Below are 14,446 nucleotides of genomic sequence, written 5' to 3'. Positions count from 1 at the left end.
GCCCGGGGGTCAGGACTTCCCGGGGTCCTCGGACTTCCCGGGGCCCTCGGACTTCCCGGGGTCCTGGGACTTCTTCGGGTCCCCGGTTTTCTGCGGGTCCTTCCACCAGTCGAGGCGCAGGCACAGCTTGCCGCCGAGCCACTGTTCAACCCAGTCGCCGAAATGCACCGGCGTACAGGTCGGCGGATTCACCGGCTCGGTCGGATCGGTGTCACGGCCCGAGAGGAGTTCGCGGTAGGCCTTCGCGGACTCAGGATTCTCCTTGCACTGCCACACGCCGTGCGGGCAGTAGTCGGTGACGGTGTTGTACAGCGGCTTCTTCTCCTTCATCCATTCCAGCATGCGGCGCATGTATTCCTCGTTGTCGCCGTTGCGGAACAGACCCCATTCCGGATACGAGATGGGCTTCTTGTGCTCCGCCGCGAAGTCCACGTGGTGCTGGAGTCCGTAGGGCTCCTTCACCTGCTCGTCGAATGACATTCCGCGCGGCTGGTCGTACGAGTCCATGCCGACGATGTCGACCGTGTCGTCCCCGGGATAGCACTGCGTCCACGGAACGGCGTCCCGGCCCCTGCTGGGCGTGAAGTCGAACCGGAACTTCTGGCCCGGCACCGAACGCATCGTGGTGACGATCCTGTTCCAGTACTTCTTCCAGGACTCCGGGTCCGGACCGCAGCGATGGGTGTAGGTCGTGCCGTTCATCTCCCACCCGAGCACGACGACCGTGTCCGGCACACCCAGGTCGACCAGGCGTTCGGCCAATGCCCGGAAGTGCTGGTCGAAGGCGCCCGTCGCGCCTCTCTCCAGCATTCCGGCCACCTCGGTGTCGCCGACGCCGTCCTCGTTGCGTTCGAGCATCGGGACGTTGAGGACAAAGAGCCTGTTGTCCTTAGCCTTGCGCCACTCGGCCCATTTCTCCAGGAAATTCGGGGCACCCTCGATATTGCTCCAGCGGTCGCCCGGGAGGTACGTGTGACCGACCCGCAGCTCGGCGCCGCCGAGCCATTTGCTGAGTTCCGTCATCCGCTCGACCCCGCGGGGGCCGTAGTCGAGATAAGCGCCGAAAGCGGGGGCCGCGGGTGCACCCTCAGGTGGTTCGCCGTCGCGTTCCGCACCCGCCGTTTGCCCCGGAACGGTGGCCAGGACGAGCGAAGAGACGATTCCCGCGGCGATGAAAGCGACACGTCCACGGCGTCGAAAACGTTGTGGGGGGTGTGACCCCATATCTGCTCCTCTTCTTCCGGCCTCCGGCCCTGCTCGACCGCTCAGTCCACTGACACCTCGTCATATGTATTTCTATTGCGCCAATCGAGCTTCTAATCCTGTGTTCCACCACATCGCCCGCATGGGCGATCGACAAGCGAGGGTGACGTTGCAGCCTCTGGATACACGCATTCCTGCGGTCCTGTTGCGGATCGACAGGAATCCCTTTCACCACGGGACGCTGGGCGCCCTGCGCTCGCTGGGGCGGGCCGGCGTCGAGGTCCACCTGGTCGCCGACGACCGGCGCAGCCCCGTGCGGCGCTCCCGCTATCTGCACCGGATGCACGCCCCGCCCATGCCGGGCGCATCGCTCGCCGAGGTCGCCGCCGTCCTGCGCCGCGTCTCGCGGCGCCTGTCGGGGCCCGCCGTGCTGATCCCGCTGGACGACGCGAGCGCCCTCGCCGTCAGCGCCCTGTACGAGGAGCTCACCGACTGCTTCCTGCTGCCCCGCACGGCGGGCAACGTCGCCGAGCGCGTCGCCGACAAGGCGACCCTCGCCCAGGTCTGCGCGCAGGCGGGCGTGGCCCACCCCACGACGCTGGCCCCGGAGTCCGCCGCCGAGGCCGCGGGCGCCGTCGACCGCATCGGGTCGCCCGCCGTCGCGAAGTGGAGCCGCCCCTGGCTGCTGCCCCGCGGCACCGGACTGCGCAGCACCACCGTGATCGGCTCCCCGCGCGAGGCCTCCGAGCTGTTCGAGCGCCGCGCCGAGGCGGGCAGCCGCCTGCTCCTCCAGGCCTTCGTGCCCGGCGCCCGCGACGCGGACTGGTTCGTCCACGGCTGCGCGGGCCGCGACGGCGTCGTACGCGGTGGGGGCACGGGACAGAAGCACCGCTCCTGGCCGCGTTCGGCGGGGCTCACGGTGAGCGGCGAGTGGGCCGAGAACCCCGCGCTGTGGTCCGCGGCCGCGCAGGTCGTGGCCGCCCTGGAGTACCGCGGGATCTTCGACCTGGACTTCCGCAGGGACGCGGCGACCGGCGACTTCCACCTGATCGACTTCAATCCGCGGCCCGGCGCCCAGTTCCGCCTCTTCGCCGACGGCACGGACACCGATGTCGTACGCGCCCTGCACCTGGACCTGACCCACCGCCCGGCCCCGGCCCCCGACCCGCTGCCGGGCCGCACGTTCCTGGTGGAGAACTACGCGCCGCTGGCCGCCCTGCGCGCCCTCGCCCGTCCGGGCGCCCGCCCCTCCCCCGCCGGCGAACTCGCCTGGCACGCCGACGACGACCCCGCCCCCGGGGCCACCCTGCGCCGCCTGTGGCGCCGTCACGTGGTGCGACGCCTCGGCGACGGCATGCGCCACCGCACGCACCGGCTCCTGACGTCCCTGTCGATCAGGGCGCGGAAGCACGCGCCCGCCGTCCTCCCCGGCACACCCAACCGAGAGCGAGCAGTCACCGATGCATGACCTGCATGACCAGCACGACCTGCACGACCTGCACGACCTGCTGATCGTCGGAGCGGGCCCCTACGGCCTCTCGATCGCCTCGCACGCCGCGGCGGCCGGCCTGGACGTACAGGTCTTCGGCAGGCCCATGGCGTCCTGGCGGGACCACATGCCGCGCGGCATGTTCCTGAAGTCGGAGCCGTGGGCGTCCGACCTGTCCGACCCCGCGGGCCGCTTCGGCCTGGCCGCGTACTGCGCCCGTGAGAACCTGCCCGCCGAGCACGGCAGGCCGCTCCCCATCGAGCACTTCGCGTCCTACGGCCTCTGGTTCGCCGAACAGGCGTCCCCGCGGGTCGACGAGCGCCTCATCGCCTCCGTCCGGACCGCCCCGGGCGGCTACGAGGCACGGACCGAGGACGGCGAGGTCCGCCGCGCCCGGGCCGTCGCCCTCGCGGTGGGCGTGCTGCCCTTCACCGAGATCCCCCGCGCCGTCCGCGGCCTGGGCGCCGAGTACGTCTCGCACAGCAGCCACCACGCCGACCTCGCACGCTTCCGCGGCCGGGACGTGACGGTGCTCGGGGCCGGGCAGGCGGCCCTGGAGACCGCCGCGCTCCTGTCCGAGCAGGGCACCCGGGTGCGCGTCATCGCCCGCTCCCCGCGCGTGAACTGGAACACCCTGCCGCCCGCCCGGCAGCGGCCGTGGCTGGAGTCGCTGCGCGCCCCGCACACCGGCCTCGGCTGCGGCTGGCGCAACAAGTTCTACGCCGACACCCCCGGTGTCTTCCGGCTGCTCCCCGAGACGGCCCGCGCCCGTGTCGCCGCCGACGCGCTGGGCCCTGCCGGGGCGTGGTGGGTCAGGGACCGCGTCGACGCGGGGGTCGAGGTGCGGGTCGGCCACCGGGTCGCGTCGGCCGAGGCCATCGGCGGCCGTGTCCGCGTGAACACCGTCGCCGCCACCGGCGGAGGCCTGAGCTTCGCGACGGACCACATCATCGCCGCCACCGGCTTCCAGGCCACGGCGGACCGCATCGGCGTCCTGCCCCCGGAGCTCCGGGGCGGCCTGCGCTGCCTCTCGGACGGCACGCCCTACGTCAGCGATCGCTTCGAGACCTCGCACCCCGGCCTCTTCCTGGCGGGCCTGACGACCGCGTCGAGCTTCGGACCCGCCATGCGCTTCGTGTACGGCGCCGCGTTCACCGCCGAACGGCTGGTGAGGGGCGTCGAACGGCACGTACGGCGCACGCGTCGGGCGACCCTGCCGGTCCAGTCGTACGACGAGAGTGCGCGCCGGACGGCGGCGGCCGCACGCTGAACGGGTGGCACCGGAACGCGTAGGGGCGTGGCGGCCCGGTGCCCAACTCCGTTGGCCCTAGCCTCGCTTCAGGTGACGCGCCGACGCCACCGGGCTCGGCTTCCGTGTCCGTGATCGCTCCACCGAAGCCGAGCCACCAAAGCGGCTCTCTTATGAGTGACACCGCGGGCGAATGGGTGAATGGCTCTTCCCGCGCGGGCCGTGCGGTGATGCACTGAATGCGCTTCATGGGACAGGCCGGGTCGCTTTCCGCCAGCCGTCGGCTCCTATGCCGTGGGTGAGCGACATTCACAGAGGCAGGTCTCTACCTCCCTTGCGCCGGCAGGGAAGCAATTCCATCTGCTTCCCTGCCGGCGTATTGCCGTTCCCGGCCCCGCAATTCCCGCTCAGCGCCGGGGCGATGCCTTTCCGCGCCGGTACAGGATCGCGCCGCCCAGCAGCAGGGCCGCGCTGGTTCCCGCCGCGCCGAGCAGCCTGTCGTCCGCTCCGGTCGCCGCGAGCCCGTCGCCGTGGGCCGGTGCCGCGTGCACCGGCCGTGCCGCCCGGCCGCCGTGCGGCTCGTGGCCCGGGTCGGTGGACGAGGACACCTCGTAGTGCTTCCGGGCGCCGGGGTGTCCCGGGGGCATGGCCCGGGGGTCCGGGTCGGAGCCTTCCGGGTCGGAGCCTTCCGGTGCGTGGCCCTCCGGCGGTGCGTGGCCCTCCGGCGGGACGGTGGTGGACGGCGGACGCTGGTGCGGGGCGCCCGCGTCGGCGTTGCAGCCGTTGCCCATGGCGGGAGAGAGACCGGCCACCACGTCCACGGTGTTGCCGCAGGCGTTCACCGGCACGTCGACGGGCGCCTTCGCGTTGTTGCCCCCCACCACGCCGGGCGAGCGGGCCGCGTCGCCGACCGCGGAGGCGCCGGTGAAGCCCGGGGAGCGGGTGGAGTCGTCGCCGGTCCGGTGCGAGGCCGCCTTCGGGGCGCGCGGTGCCGAGCGCGACGCATCGGGCCCGGAGTGCTTATGAGAAGAGGAGCCGCACGAGTTGCCGAAGGCCGGATTGCCGGCCCCTACGCCGTTCACACTGTTGCCGCAGACATTCACCGGCACTTCCACCGGGGCCTGCACGTTGTTGCCCGACAAAAAGCCTGGCGAATCCGCCGCCTGCCCGCTCGCCCCACCGGCGGCGAGCGCCGAGGCACCGGACAGGGACAGGATGCTCGTGGCGGCCGCGGCGGAGAGCATTCCTTTGCTTAGGGCCTGTCGCAATCTATTGGTCTTTCTCTGTCCGAGGGTGAAGCCGGCCCCGGCGCCGGAAAGGCTGCCGGGGCCGGCTGAGGCGCAGTGGGAACAGCTGGCGCCTACGTCAGTCGTTCGCGCACTTGTTGCCGAAGGCCGGGTTCAGGAGCGCGATGATGTCGACGGTGTTGCCGCACACGCTGACGGGAACGTGGATCGGCACCTGGACGTTGTTGCCGGAGATGACGCCCGGGGAGCCCACGGCCGCGCCTTCCGCGCCGGCGTCGGCGAACGCCGGAGCGCCCAGGCTCAGGGCCATCACGGTGCCGGCAATGATCGTTGCGCTCTTCTTGAGCTTCACAGCTTTTCCCTTCTTTCGGGTCACGCCTGAACGGCGACCTGAGTCCTGGTCAACGAGCGGAAGGACCACAGGAAACCGCGGAATTGTCAATTTTCGGAAGTTCACTCGACTGCGATCGCAGGGCATGAAAAAGCCCGGACCGCCCGAGGAGGAAGTGATTCGGACGGTCCGAGCAATTACCGCGGTGCGGCAGATCAGCCGTTGTGCTCGCCGTTGCCCGAGAGCAGCGGGATGTCGCTGAGGATGTGCGACAGCGGCTCGTCGCCCTTGGCCTGCGTCGAGTTCTCGGTGCACTGCTGGTTCTGCGGCGCCGAGAGGATCGGGATGTCCTGGAGGCCGACGTTGACCAGGCCGACGATGTTCTGGATGTTGGCCTTGACCGGGAGACCGATGCAGGGCTTGTTCAGCGAGCCCTGGACCAGGGACAGCTGCGGGCTCATGTCGCCCTTGGTCGCCGAGTTGCCGAACGACTGGCTGGCGCCGTTACCGCTCATCGACTGGGTTCCGCTGTCGTCACCGATGGCCATCGCGGGGGTGGCGATACCGGCGGACACGGCAACTGCGGCTGCGGCCGTTGCCATTGCCTTCTTAAGCATTTTGGTTCCTTTTCTGGGGCAGACGCTCACGTTACTGCGGCCTGCTCAACTCCCCACTCCGCGTTTGGTTCCGCGCATTCACTCCATCGGATCGATCAGTGGTCGCCATGACGACGGACCCGCCCCGGAAAAGACCGCACCGAAACAATGGTCTGATTATTCACAGTCCGTCGGGTCACGCCCCCCACAAAGCCGCGCATTGGGCCATAGGAGTGAAATTCAGCAACTCATCCCGTCTTGGACAGTTGCTCAGGGCGCTCCGAGGACGGGGCTAACTCAGAGAGGAACACCTGTGATCAAGAAGGTTATGGCCGCAGCTGCGGTCACGGCTTCCGTCGTCGGCATGTCGGCCGCGGCAGCGCCCACGGCACTCGCCATCGGCGACGACCACGGCACCGAGACCATGAGCGGCAACAACGCCATGCAGTCGTTCGGCAACTCCGCGACGTACGGCAACATGAGCCCCCAGATGGCGCTCATCCAGGGCTCGCTCAACAAGCCCTGCATCGGCCTCCCGGCCAAGGCCAACATCCAGAACATCGTCGGCCTGGTCAACGTCGGCCTCCAGGACATCCCGATCCTCTCGGCGCCGCAGAACCAGCAGTGCACCGAGAACTCGACGCAGGCCAAGGGCGACGAGCCGCTGTCGCACATCCTCAGCGACATCCCGCTGCTCTCGGGCAACGGCGCCCACAACGACTGATCCGGGCAACCGGCATCACTCGCCCGGCGGCGCCTTCCAGGCGCCGACCGGGCGAACGGCGCGGACAACGTGTGTGGCGGGGGACTCGTCGGGCAACCGAAGAGTGAACAGTCCCCACACCATCGGTGGGAGTGATGCGCTGTGACAACCGACAGCACGCAGGAAACCTGCGTCCTCACCCGCCCCCGAACCCCGGCCGCCGCCCGGGATGTCGTACGCGCACTGCTGCGCCAGGGGCACAACGACGCCAGTGAAATGGCTGTCGACGACGCGGTCCTGGTGACTTCCGAACTGGTCACCAACGCGCTCAGGCACGGAGGCGGCCTGCGCGGATTCGAGTGCCGGGTACGGTCCGGCTTCGTCGAGATCGCCGTCGAGGACGGCAGCGACGTGGTCCCGCGGACCCGCCCGCGCACCAGCCTCCTCACGAGCGGCGGACACGGCTGGCCATCCGTGTGCCAGCTGTCCGACGACGTGTCCGTGACACGCCTGCCCGAGGGCGGGAAGTGCATCGTCGCCCGCGTTCCGCTGGCCGCGTGAACCGCGCCCCCGAGGGCACGGCACGTACCCGTGTGGCTACCGGGCGGACCGGCAGGGACGGGGTTCCATGAGGCCGTACCCCACTCCCCTCCGGAAGGGCCGGTCCCCACGGTGCAGCGATACGTGAAGACAGTCCTCGTGACAGCGGTGGCCGCGGCGACGGCGCTGCTGCCCGGCGCGGCGCACGCCGCCGACCGCCACGAGGTCACCCTGGAACGCACGGCCCGGCTCACCCCGGACGGCACGGGAGCGGTCGTCAGCGGCACGTACACGTGCGAGGGCGTCCGAGGGCCCGTACGGCTGAGGGTCGCGCTGCGCACGCAGCAGAAGCGCGAGCTGACCGCCGACGAGAAGCAGACGGTGTCCGGCCTCTACCAGTGGCTGGGGCTCCCCAAGCTGCCCGTCCCGAAGACGGCGACGTCGAACACCTCCCGGGAGCAGATCCTCGACGGCACCTGTGACGGCACCGCCACGGCCCACCCCTGGCGGCACGCCTTCACCGGAGGGGTCGAGAAGGGCTCAAAGGCCTCCGTCACCGTGGCGATGACCTCGGTCGACTCCCGTACGGCCGAGGCGCGGACCCTCGCCGACACAGCGGGCGACGTGACCTTCGCCTAGGCGGTACGCACCAGCCTCACACGCGTCCTGTCACCGTCACCGAGACCCGTGACAGCTCCCCGGTCAGCCGGTCCAGTGTCTCCGTCACCGCGGCCCGCAGCTCGCGGGTGACGTCGAGGGTCCGGTGGCCGCGGCGCAGGACGACGTAGATCTCCGCGTGCCAGCCCGCGCCTCCCTTGTCCCGGCTGACGCGGACCGCCGAGGAGCGCGGGGACGCGGTGGCGCCCCGTCCCAGCGGGGCGGCGGCGCGGAGGAGGTCGGCGAGGCCCGGGCGCAGGAAGGCGACGCCCGGTGTGCCCAGTACGGCCTCCTGGATGGCCTCGGCCAAGGTGGCGCTGGAAACGAGTCGTTCCGTCACGGGAGCCGTCCTTCCGTGGTGTCGCCGTCGTCGGCGGCTTCGTCGAGGATGTCGGCGACCGTCACGTCGACGGCCGCGACGCGCATGCCGAGCTCGGCGTCGACCGCCTCCAGGATCGCGCGGCGGACCTGGTCGGCAACCTCCTGGAGGTTCCGGGTGAGGGTCACAGCCACCTCCGCGCGGATGTGCACGGGCCCGCGCGGCCACCGGCCCTCAGGTGCGGCGCCCGCCTCCTGGGAGAGCGCCTCGATGCGGCAGCTGCCCGCCCGTACGCCCGGCAGGGACTCGGCGGCCGCGCGGACGGTCCTGGCCGCGGCGGCCTCCACGATCCACAGGTCCTCGGCCGCCTCGCCCAGCGGCAGGGTGCGTCCCGGGCGCAGTTCGAGACGGACCACGTCCATGACGCGGCCGACGAGCGCGGAGGCGTCGGACTCGTACTCCCGCGGGTCGTCCTCGCGGGCGGCCGAGACGACGTCCTCCAGGCGCCACAGCGTGTGCAGCGCCTCCGTGCAGTGCGGGCAGGACTCGGCGTGCGGATCGCTCCCGCCGCTCTCCGCGCGCTCCCAGACGTCCCACAGCGCACGGCCGCAGGGGAGCAGTTCGTCGGGTCCGTTCGCCGTGGGTCCGCCCGTGGTGGGGGCGTCCGTCGTGGGTTCGTCCGTCATCGGCCCGTGCTCCTCGTTCACCGCCATGCGGCCATCGCCTCCGTGAGATGGCGCCGCGCCCGGAAGACGCGGCCCCTGACCGCCTCCGGGCTGATGCCCACCGTCTCGGCGATGGTGTCGTAAGGGAGGCCGTTGAGCTCGCGCAGCACCCAGCACACGCGCTGTTCCGGGGACAGTCCCTCCATCGCCCTGCCGAGGTCCTCCACGGCCGCGTGCGACTCGGCGACCCTGGCCGGGGACGCCTCGTGCTCCGGAGCCTGCGGTTCGGGCACCTCGCCCAGGTCGAGGGAGGGGCGGCGGGCCCGCAGCACGTTCAGGCACCGGTTGGTGACGATGCGGTGCATCCACGTGCCGAACTGCGCGTCCCTGCGGAACTCCGGCACCTTGCGCCAGGCGCTGACGAAGGAGTCCTGCACCGCGTCCTCGGCCTCCGTCCGGCTTCCCAGCAGCCGCGTGGCGAGCCGCAGCAGGCCGGGCGCATGACGGCGCACGAGCTGCTCGAAGGCCTCTTCGTCGCCCTCGGCGGCCCGTACGGCCAGCAACCCGTCGTCGCGCGGCACACGTGGCTCCTCTCGCTCCAGTCGTACACCTAGGACACGGGTCGGACCACCCGCGTTACGCGGCACGGGCGCGGCCACCGGCGGAAAAACTCGCGCGAGGCGCGTAACGAATCCGGGGCACCCGGGTCATAGGGGTGAGCAGTCCCCGACGACCTGACGACGAGGAGATGCCTTCCATGGCGACTCAGGAGAGCACTACGAAGACGGCCGCTACGGCGTCGCACGGCTCCGAACAGGGCCTCACCGGCACCGTGCAGACCGTGCCGGGCAGCACCACCGTGGCGGGCCGCACCGGGGCCACCGAACCGGCCGCCACCCGCGGCAAGACGTCCATCGCCGACGTGGTCGTGGTGAAGATCGCCGGCACGGCCGCGCGGGAGATACCCGGCGTGCACGACATGGGTGGCGGGCTCTCGCGGACGATAGGCGCCGTCCGCGACCGGGTCCCCGGCGGACGCCCCAACGTGGGGCGCGGGGTGAAGGTCGAGGTCGGCGAGCGGCAGACGGCGATCGACCTGGACATCGTCGTCGAGTACGGCGTGCCCATCACCGATGTCGCCCACGAGGTGCGGGAGAACGTCATCGCCGCCGTGGAGCGCATCACCGGGCTCGAGGTCGTCGAGGTCAACGTCGCCGTCAACGACGTACGACTGCCCGACGACGACAGCCCGGACTCCGCCGGCGAGACGCGCGTGGAGTAGGCGGTGAGCACAGCTCTGGTGGGTCTGGTCGCCGGGATGGCCCTGGGGTTCGCCGCGTGGTTCGGCGGCTTCGGGGCGTTCCTCCTGGTCGGTGCGCTCGGCGCGGTCGGCTTCGTCGTGGGCCGCCTCGTGGAGGACGGCACGGACGTACGGGGCTTCTTCGGCGCCCGTGACCGGGGGCGGCGATGAGCGTTCCCGCGGCGGACCGCGGTGCGACGAAGATCGCCGACCGCGCGGTGCGGCGGATCGCCGGGCGGGCCGCAACGGAGGCGCTCGCGCCCGGTGAGGTCAGGACGGACCGGAGTACGGCGTCGGTCCGCGGCCGCCGGGCGCGGGTCGACGTCGCTGTGACGCTGCCCTACCCCACCGTGCTCGACGAGTCCGGCGAACGCGTCCGGTCGCACGTCGCCGACCGCACGGCGCGGCTCACCGGCCTCGTCGTGCCGTCGGCGCGAGTGCGGGTGCGGGCGCTGCGCGTGCGGCCTGCGAAGGCCGTGGAGGCGACGCGGGAGGCGGCGGAGGCCGGTGGTGGGGCTCGAGTGCGGCGGCCGTGGTCCGCGCGCCGCGTGCCCGTGGCGGTGACGGCGCTCGTCGCCGCCACCGCGTGCGGCGTGTTCCTGTACGACGTACTGGCCGTGCACGCGGCCGGGCGTGCACCCGCGCGGTGGCGGGCCGACTTCATGGAATGGCTCGCCACGCACGGGCCGCACCGGGGCGTGTGGCCCGGCGCGGTGGCCGCGTTCGCGGTGTTCTGCCTCGGCGTGTGGCTGATGGTCCTCGCCGTCACGCCGGGCTCCCGCGGCCGCCTGCCGATGCGGGCTCCGCTGTCCGACGTCCACGCGGCCATCGACCGGCGCGCGTTGGCGTCACTGGTGCGGGACGCCGTATCGGGTCTACCCGGCATCACGCGCGCGCGGGTCCGCGTCGGACGGCGCGGGGTCACCGTGCGGGCGGGGCTCGCCTTCGGTGAACTCGAACCGGCGCGTACGGCGTTGACGGAGGCGGCGGAGCGGGTCCTGGGGTCCTCTGGAGTGGCGCGGCCGCCGCGGCTGCGGGTCCGGCTGCGCACGGAACCGGCGTGGCGTGCGCCGGTACGGGGAGGTGAGGACGGATGAGCGGCCTCCGTACCGGCGTCAACCGCACCGCCCTGCTCTGTCTCGCCGTGGCGCTCCTGGGTGCGGGCGCCGTCCTCGCGTCCGCGACCGATGTCGTACGTGACCGGCTGCCGTCGGACGTGCCGCGGCTCGGCTCCGACCGGGTGTGGGTGGACGGGGAGGAGCTCGGGCGGTGGCGGGACCACGGCTGGTGGACGCCGGTGGTGATCGCCGCGCTCTCCGTCGGCGTACTCCTGTTCCTGGGGTGGGCGTGGGCGCAGGTGCGCGGTGGGCGCCTGCGCGAACTGCCGCTGGGGCAGCCCGACGTGACGCTGTCCGGGCCGGCGCTGGCGGCGGCGATGACCGAGCGGGCGCGCGGCATCGAAGGCGTGGCCCACGTGCGCGTGCGGCTGCGCGGGGGTCCGCGGCGGCTGCGCGCCCGCATCACGCTGGTCCTGCTGCCGGACGCCTCTCCGGAGGCGGTGCTGCGGTGCCTCGCCCGGCAGACGGTGGCCGAGGCGCGGGCGGCGGTGTCACCGCGCCCGCTGATCGCCGACGTACGGCTCACGGGGAGGTCGCGGTAGCGAGGGCGGCCGACGTCCCGGCCCGCGGTGTCAGCGTTCGGTGAGCAGTCCGGAGCGGAGCTTGGCGAGGGTGCGTGTCAGCAGTCGCGAGACGTGCATCTGGGAGATCCCGAGCACGTCCCCGATCTGAGCCTGCGTCATCTCCTGGCCGAAGCGCATCTCGATGATGTGCCGCTCGCGCTCGTTCAGCTGCTCGATGAGCGGGGCGAGCGCGTGCAGGTCCTCGAAGAGGTCGAGGGAGGGGTCGTCCTCGCCGAGCACGTCGGCGTAGTCACGGCCCTGCGAGCCGTCGTCCTGGCTGACGGGGACGTCGATGGAGCCCGCCGTGTAGCCGTTGGCGGCGACGAGGCCGTCGTTGACCTCCTCCTCGGTGAGGTCGAGGTGGTCCGCGAGCTCCCGGACGGTGGGCTCGCGGTCCAGCTCGGCGCTCAGCGCCTCCTTGGCCCTCGCCAGGTCGACGCGGAGCTCCTGGAGGCGGCGCGGGACGTGCACGGCCCACGTGGTGTCGCGGAAGAAGCGCTTGATCTCACCGGAGATGTACGGCAGCGCGAAGGTGCTGAACGCGACCTCGCGGGACAGGTCGAAGCGGTCGATGGCCTTGATCAGGCCGATCGTGCCGACCTGCACGATGTCGTCGATGTCGGTGCTGCCGCCGCGGAACCGACTGGCCGCGAAGTGCACGAGCGACAGGTTCATCTCGATCAGGGTGTTGCGCGCGTACTGGTATTCGTGCGTGCCCTCTTCGAGGACCTGGAGCTTGTCGAAGAAGAGCTTCGACAAGTCCCGCGCGTCCTTGGGCGCGACGCTCCCCGCGTCCTCGACCCACGGCAGTTCGCTGCCGGACACCTCTTCCCAAGGGGCAACAGCCGTGCGCGCTTCCTCTTGTACAGATGTCGCAGTCAACTGAGTGGGTGTCTGCACGGGTTCACCTTCGCTCGGGGCAAGGGACGGATATCCATAGTCCCGCCTTCCCAGTACTTCCAGGTTTAAGCTCACCATGCGGATTCAGGGTGCACGGGGAGTCGCCCTCAACGGGGCGGGGCGGGAGGCGCACATGCCGGAGATGTTCCTGCGGCGGCTGAGCCGGTGGCAGGCGGAGGGGCAGCGGGAGGCGGTCGCCGACCTCTATGTGGACGCGAGCGGCGGGCCAGGACCAGGTGTACGGCCTGACTTCCTGCGCCGCTTCGAACACGACGTACAGCAGACGGACTTCGACATGGTCGTGGCCCACGTGGCGGGCGGCCTGGTCGGTTGCCTCTACGGCTACCGGGCCGAGCGGGGCAGCGAGTGGTGGGAGGCGTTCCGCCACGTCCTGTCCCCCGCCGTCGTCGAACAGACCGCTTCGGGGCGGATCTTTCTGCTGAGCGAGGTGATGGTGGCGCCCGCGGAGCGCGGCTCGGACGTCGCGTACCGGCTGCGGACGCTGCTCCTCACCCGGCACACGTCGGACGTCGTCGTCGCCGTCATCAGGCCGGACGACGACCAGGGCCGCGAGGTGCTGCAGTCGTGGGACTGGACGAAGCTGGGCGAGTTCGCACCGCGGTGCGAGGGCTGGTTACGGCCGCCGTCACCCTTGCCGTAGCCCTTACCGGCCCACGGGTCTGCTCGCCCGCAGGGAGTACATGAGGGGGACCCTGGGCCGGTCCGCGGGGAAGCGGTAGACGCCGTCGCGGAGTTCGAGCGTGCCGAAGCGTTCGAAGAGGGTCTGGTCGCGCTCGCGCAGGAACTCGATGCGCAGGCCCGCGGCGGCGAGCGCGGAGACGACGTCGCCGATCGGGTGCTGCCACTCGACGGTGCGGTTGTGGACGGTGGGGGTCGTCGTGTCCGCGTACCCGCCGGGTGCCTCGTCGACCCAGGCGTCGCGCGCGAAGTAGTCGTACTCGATGCGTGAGCCCGTGGCGTCGTCCAGGACGTCGGTGAGCGGATGGAACTCGGAGAGGTAGAGGAAGCCGCCGGGCGCGACCAGTGAGGCGGCGGTCTCGGCCCAGCGCTGGACGTCGGGGAGCCAGCCGAGGGCGCCCACGCCGGTGTAGACGATGTCGTACGAGGTGTCGGGCACCGCCTCCGCCGCGTCGTACACGTCGGCGGCGACGAACGTGGCCCGCTCCGGGGTGAGGCCGAGCTCGGCGGCGAGCTCGCGGGCCGCCTCGACGGCGGGTTCGGAGAAGTCGAGGCCGACCACGCGGGACGCGCCGTGCCGCGCCCAGGACAGGGTGTCCAGGCCGATGTGGCACTGGAGGTGCAGCAGGGACTTCCCGCGTACGTCGCCGACCTCGGCGAGCTCGTGGTCGCGGAGCGGGTCCTGGCCGGCGCGGAAGGCCTCCAGGTCGTAATAGTCGCTGGCGAGGTGGAGAGGGACCCTCTCGTCCCATCGTCTCCGGTTGGTCTCGCGCCAGTCGGCGGGCGTCGGGGAGTACATGGTCGGAAAGTTATCCACAGGCTGGGGAATCCCGCCAGCGGATTGTCGGCGGGGGCAGGCACTATGGG

19 protein-coding genes are annotated in these 14,446 nt (G+C 71.6%); 10 read left to right on the top strand and 9 right to left on the bottom strand.

Annotated features, from left to right (window positions below; genetic code table 11):
• Positions 1 to 9: 9 nt before the first annotated feature.
• Complete coding sequence (locus NOO62_RS21655) at positions 10 to 1,224, bottom strand: glycoside hydrolase family 26 protein (RefSeq protein ID WP_268772548.1); 1,215 nt, start codon at positions 1,222 to 1,224, stop codon at positions 10 to 12.
• Between the two features lie 148 nt (positions 1,225 to 1,372).
• On the opposite strand from NOO62_RS21655, the gene NOO62_RS21650 reads away from it, so the two are divergent.
• Together NOO62_RS21650 and NOO62_RS21645 are read left to right on the top strand one after the other, a co-directional pair.
• A complete protein-coding gene (locus tag NOO62_RS21650; protein ID WP_268775717.1) occupies positions 1,373 to 2,671 on the top strand; it encodes an ATP-grasp domain-containing protein in 1,299 nt (432 codons plus the stop codon).
• Positions 2,672 to 2,699: 28 nt separating this feature from the next.
• Positions 2,700 to 3,962: an FAD-dependent oxidoreductase gene (locus NOO62_RS21645; protein ID WP_268775716.1), complete on the top strand. Its 1,263-nt coding sequence runs from the start codon at positions 2,700 to 2,702 to the stop codon at positions 3,960 to 3,962.
• A gap of 386 nt (positions 3,963 to 4,348) precedes the next feature.
• Here NOO62_RS21645 and NOO62_RS21640 read toward each other — a convergent pair whose 3' ends face one another.
• The 3 genes from NOO62_RS21640 to NOO62_RS21630 form a co-directional block, all read right to left on the bottom strand.
• Positions 4,349 to 5,185, bottom strand: coding sequence for a chaplin (locus tag NOO62_RS21640; RefSeq protein ID WP_321170591.1), 837 nt, complete (start codon positions 5,183 to 5,185; stop codon positions 4,349 to 4,351).
• Between the two features lie 121 nt (positions 5,186 to 5,306).
• Complete coding sequence (locus NOO62_RS21635) at positions 5,307 to 5,498, bottom strand: chaplin (RefSeq protein ID WP_268775715.1); 192 nt, start codon at positions 5,496 to 5,498, stop codon at positions 5,307 to 5,309.
• A gap of 236 nt (positions 5,499 to 5,734) precedes the next feature.
• Entirely contained in the window at positions 5,735 to 6,136 is a 402-nt protein-coding gene (locus NOO62_RS21630; RefSeq protein ID WP_268772546.1) for a rodlin, read from the bottom strand.
• Positions 6,137 to 6,428: 292 nt separating this feature from the next.
• Between NOO62_RS21630 and NOO62_RS21625 the strand changes: the two genes are divergently transcribed.
• The 3 genes from NOO62_RS21625 (at position 6,429) to NOO62_RS21615 (ending at position 7,997) form a co-directional block, all read left to right on the top strand.
• Positions 6,429 to 6,839 carry a rodlin gene (locus tag NOO62_RS21625; RefSeq protein ID WP_268772545.1) on the top strand — a complete coding sequence of 137 codons (411 nt, stop codon included), beginning with the start codon at positions 6,429 to 6,431 and terminating at the stop codon, positions 6,837 to 6,839.
• A gap of 141 nt (positions 6,840 to 6,980) precedes the next feature.
• Positions 6,981 to 7,379: an ATP-binding protein gene (locus NOO62_RS21620; protein WP_268772544.1), complete on the top strand. Its 399-nt coding sequence runs from the start codon at positions 6,981 to 6,983 to the stop codon at positions 7,377 to 7,379.
• 123 nt (positions 7,380 to 7,502) lie between these two features.
• Positions 7,503 to 7,997 (top strand): hypothetical protein, encoded by a 495-nt coding sequence (locus NOO62_RS21615; protein ID WP_268772543.1) that lies wholly within the window; start codon positions 7,503 to 7,505, stop codon positions 7,995 to 7,997.
• Between the two features lie 16 nt (positions 7,998 to 8,013).
• On the opposite strand, the gene NOO62_RS21610 is transcribed toward NOO62_RS21615, so the two are convergent.
• The 3 genes from NOO62_RS21610 to NOO62_RS21600 are packed head-to-tail and all read right to left on the bottom strand — an operon-like array spanning position 8,014 to position 9,580.
• Positions 8,014 to 8,355, bottom strand: a complete 342-nt coding sequence (locus NOO62_RS21610) for an Asp23/Gls24 family envelope stress response protein (protein WP_268772542.1) — start codon at positions 8,353 to 8,355, stop codon at positions 8,014 to 8,016.
• Positions 8,352 to 9,020: an Asp23/Gls24 family envelope stress response protein gene (locus tag NOO62_RS21605; RefSeq protein WP_268772541.1), complete on the bottom strand. Its 669-nt coding sequence runs from the start codon at positions 9,018 to 9,020 to the stop codon at positions 8,352 to 8,354. The genes NOO62_RS21610 and NOO62_RS21605 overlap by 4 nt, the downstream gene beginning before the upstream one ends.
• A gap of 17 nt (positions 9,021 to 9,037) precedes the next feature.
• The gene (locus NOO62_RS21600; RefSeq protein ID WP_268772540.1) at positions 9,038 to 9,580 is read right to left on the bottom strand and encodes an RNA polymerase sigma factor; all 543 of its coding nucleotides are present in this window, start codon (positions 9,578 to 9,580) and stop codon (positions 9,038 to 9,040) included.
• 176 nt (positions 9,581 to 9,756) lie between these two features.
• Between NOO62_RS21600 and NOO62_RS21595 the strand changes: the two genes are divergently transcribed.
• From NOO62_RS21595 to NOO62_RS21580, 4 genes are read left to right on the top strand one after another with little or no spacing between them, the layout of a single operon-like run.
• Positions 9,757 to 10,281, top strand: coding sequence for an Asp23/Gls24 family envelope stress response protein (locus tag NOO62_RS21595; RefSeq protein WP_268772539.1), 525 nt, complete (start codon positions 9,757 to 9,759; stop codon positions 10,279 to 10,281).
• Positions 10,282 to 10,284: 3 nt separating this feature from the next.
• Positions 10,285 to 10,470 (top strand): hypothetical protein, encoded by a 186-nt coding sequence (locus tag NOO62_RS21590; protein ID WP_268772538.1) that lies wholly within the window; start codon positions 10,285 to 10,287, stop codon positions 10,468 to 10,470.
• Positions 10,467 to 11,396 carry a DUF6286 domain-containing Asp23/Gls24 family envelope stress response protein gene (locus tag NOO62_RS21585; protein ID WP_268772537.1) on the top strand — a complete coding sequence of 310 codons (930 nt, stop codon included), beginning with the start codon at positions 10,467 to 10,469 and terminating at the stop codon, positions 11,394 to 11,396. The genes NOO62_RS21590 and NOO62_RS21585 overlap by 4 nt, the downstream gene beginning before the upstream one ends.
• Positions 11,393 to 11,959: a hypothetical protein gene (locus NOO62_RS21580; RefSeq protein ID WP_268772536.1), complete on the top strand. Its 567-nt coding sequence runs from the start codon at positions 11,393 to 11,395 to the stop codon at positions 11,957 to 11,959. The genes NOO62_RS21585 and NOO62_RS21580 overlap by 4 nt, the downstream gene beginning before the upstream one ends.
• A gap of 30 nt (positions 11,960 to 11,989) precedes the next feature.
• Here the strand turns inward: NOO62_RS21580 and NOO62_RS21575 are convergent, their stop codons facing one another.
• Positions 11,990 to 12,862: an RNA polymerase sigma factor SigF gene (locus NOO62_RS21575; protein ID WP_398978620.1), complete on the bottom strand. Its 873-nt coding sequence runs from the start codon at positions 12,860 to 12,862 to the stop codon at positions 11,990 to 11,992.
• Between the two features lie 151 nt (positions 12,863 to 13,013).
• On the opposite strand from NOO62_RS21575, the gene NOO62_RS21570 reads away from it, so the two are divergent.
• On the top strand, positions 13,014 to 13,541 hold the full coding sequence (locus NOO62_RS21570) for a hypothetical protein (protein WP_268772534.1): 528 nt from the start codon (positions 13,014 to 13,016) through the stop codon (positions 13,539 to 13,541).
• 3 nt (positions 13,542 to 13,544) lie between these two features.
• On the opposite strand, the gene NOO62_RS21565 is transcribed toward NOO62_RS21570, so the two are convergent.
• Positions 13,545 to 14,378, bottom strand: a complete 834-nt coding sequence (locus tag NOO62_RS21565) for a class I SAM-dependent methyltransferase (protein WP_268772533.1) — start codon at positions 14,376 to 14,378, stop codon at positions 13,545 to 13,547.
• Between the last annotated feature and the right edge of the window lie 68 nt (positions 14,379 to 14,446).

Origin of the sequence: Streptomyces sp. Je 1-369, from assembly GCF_026810505.1 — a bacterium.
GTDB lineage: Bacteria > Actinomycetota > Actinomycetes > Streptomycetales > Streptomycetaceae > Streptomyces.
The sequence above is the reverse complement of the archived record's forward strand: the minus strand, read 5'-3'. Positions and strand labels throughout refer to the sequence as shown.

Bases quoted from the DNA above. Each gene is read 5' to 3' on its own strand.
- NOO62_RS21635 (WP_268775715.1), bottom strand. From the start codon at position 5,498: ATGGCCCTGAGCCTGGGCGCTCCGGCGTTCGCCGACGCCGGCGCGGAA.
- NOO62_RS21640 (WP_321170591.1), bottom strand. From the start codon at position 5,185: ATGCTCTCCGCCGCGGCCGCCACGAGCATCCTGTCCCTGTCCGGTGCC.
- NOO62_RS21605 (WP_268772541.1), bottom strand. From the start codon at position 9,020: ATGACGGACGAACCCACGACGGACGCCCCCACCACGGGCGGACCCACG.
- NOO62_RS21570 (WP_268772534.1), top strand. From the start codon at position 13,014: ATGCCGGAGATGTTCCTGCGGCGGCTGAGCCGGTGGCAGGCGGAGGGG.
- NOO62_RS21565 (WP_268772533.1), bottom strand. From the start codon at position 14,378: ATGTACTCCCCGACGCCCGCCGACTGGCGCGAGACCAACCGGAGACGA.
- NOO62_RS21595 (WP_268772539.1), top strand. From the start codon at position 9,757: ATGGCGACTCAGGAGAGCACTACGAAGACGGCCGCTACGGCGTCGCAC.
- NOO62_RS21585 (WP_268772537.1), top strand. From the start codon at position 10,467: ATGAGCGTTCCCGCGGCGGACCGCGGTGCGACGAAGATCGCCGACCGC.
- NOO62_RS21655 (WP_268772548.1), bottom strand. From the start codon at position 1,224: ATGGGGTCACACCCCCCACAACGTTTTCGACGCCGTGGACGTGTCGCT.
- NOO62_RS21580 (WP_268772536.1), top strand. From the start codon at position 11,393: ATGAGCGGCCTCCGTACCGGCGTCAACCGCACCGCCCTGCTCTGTCTC.
- NOO62_RS21630 (WP_268772546.1), bottom strand. From the start codon at position 6,136: ATGCTTAAGAAGGCAATGGCAACGGCCGCAGCCGCAGTTGCCGTGTCC.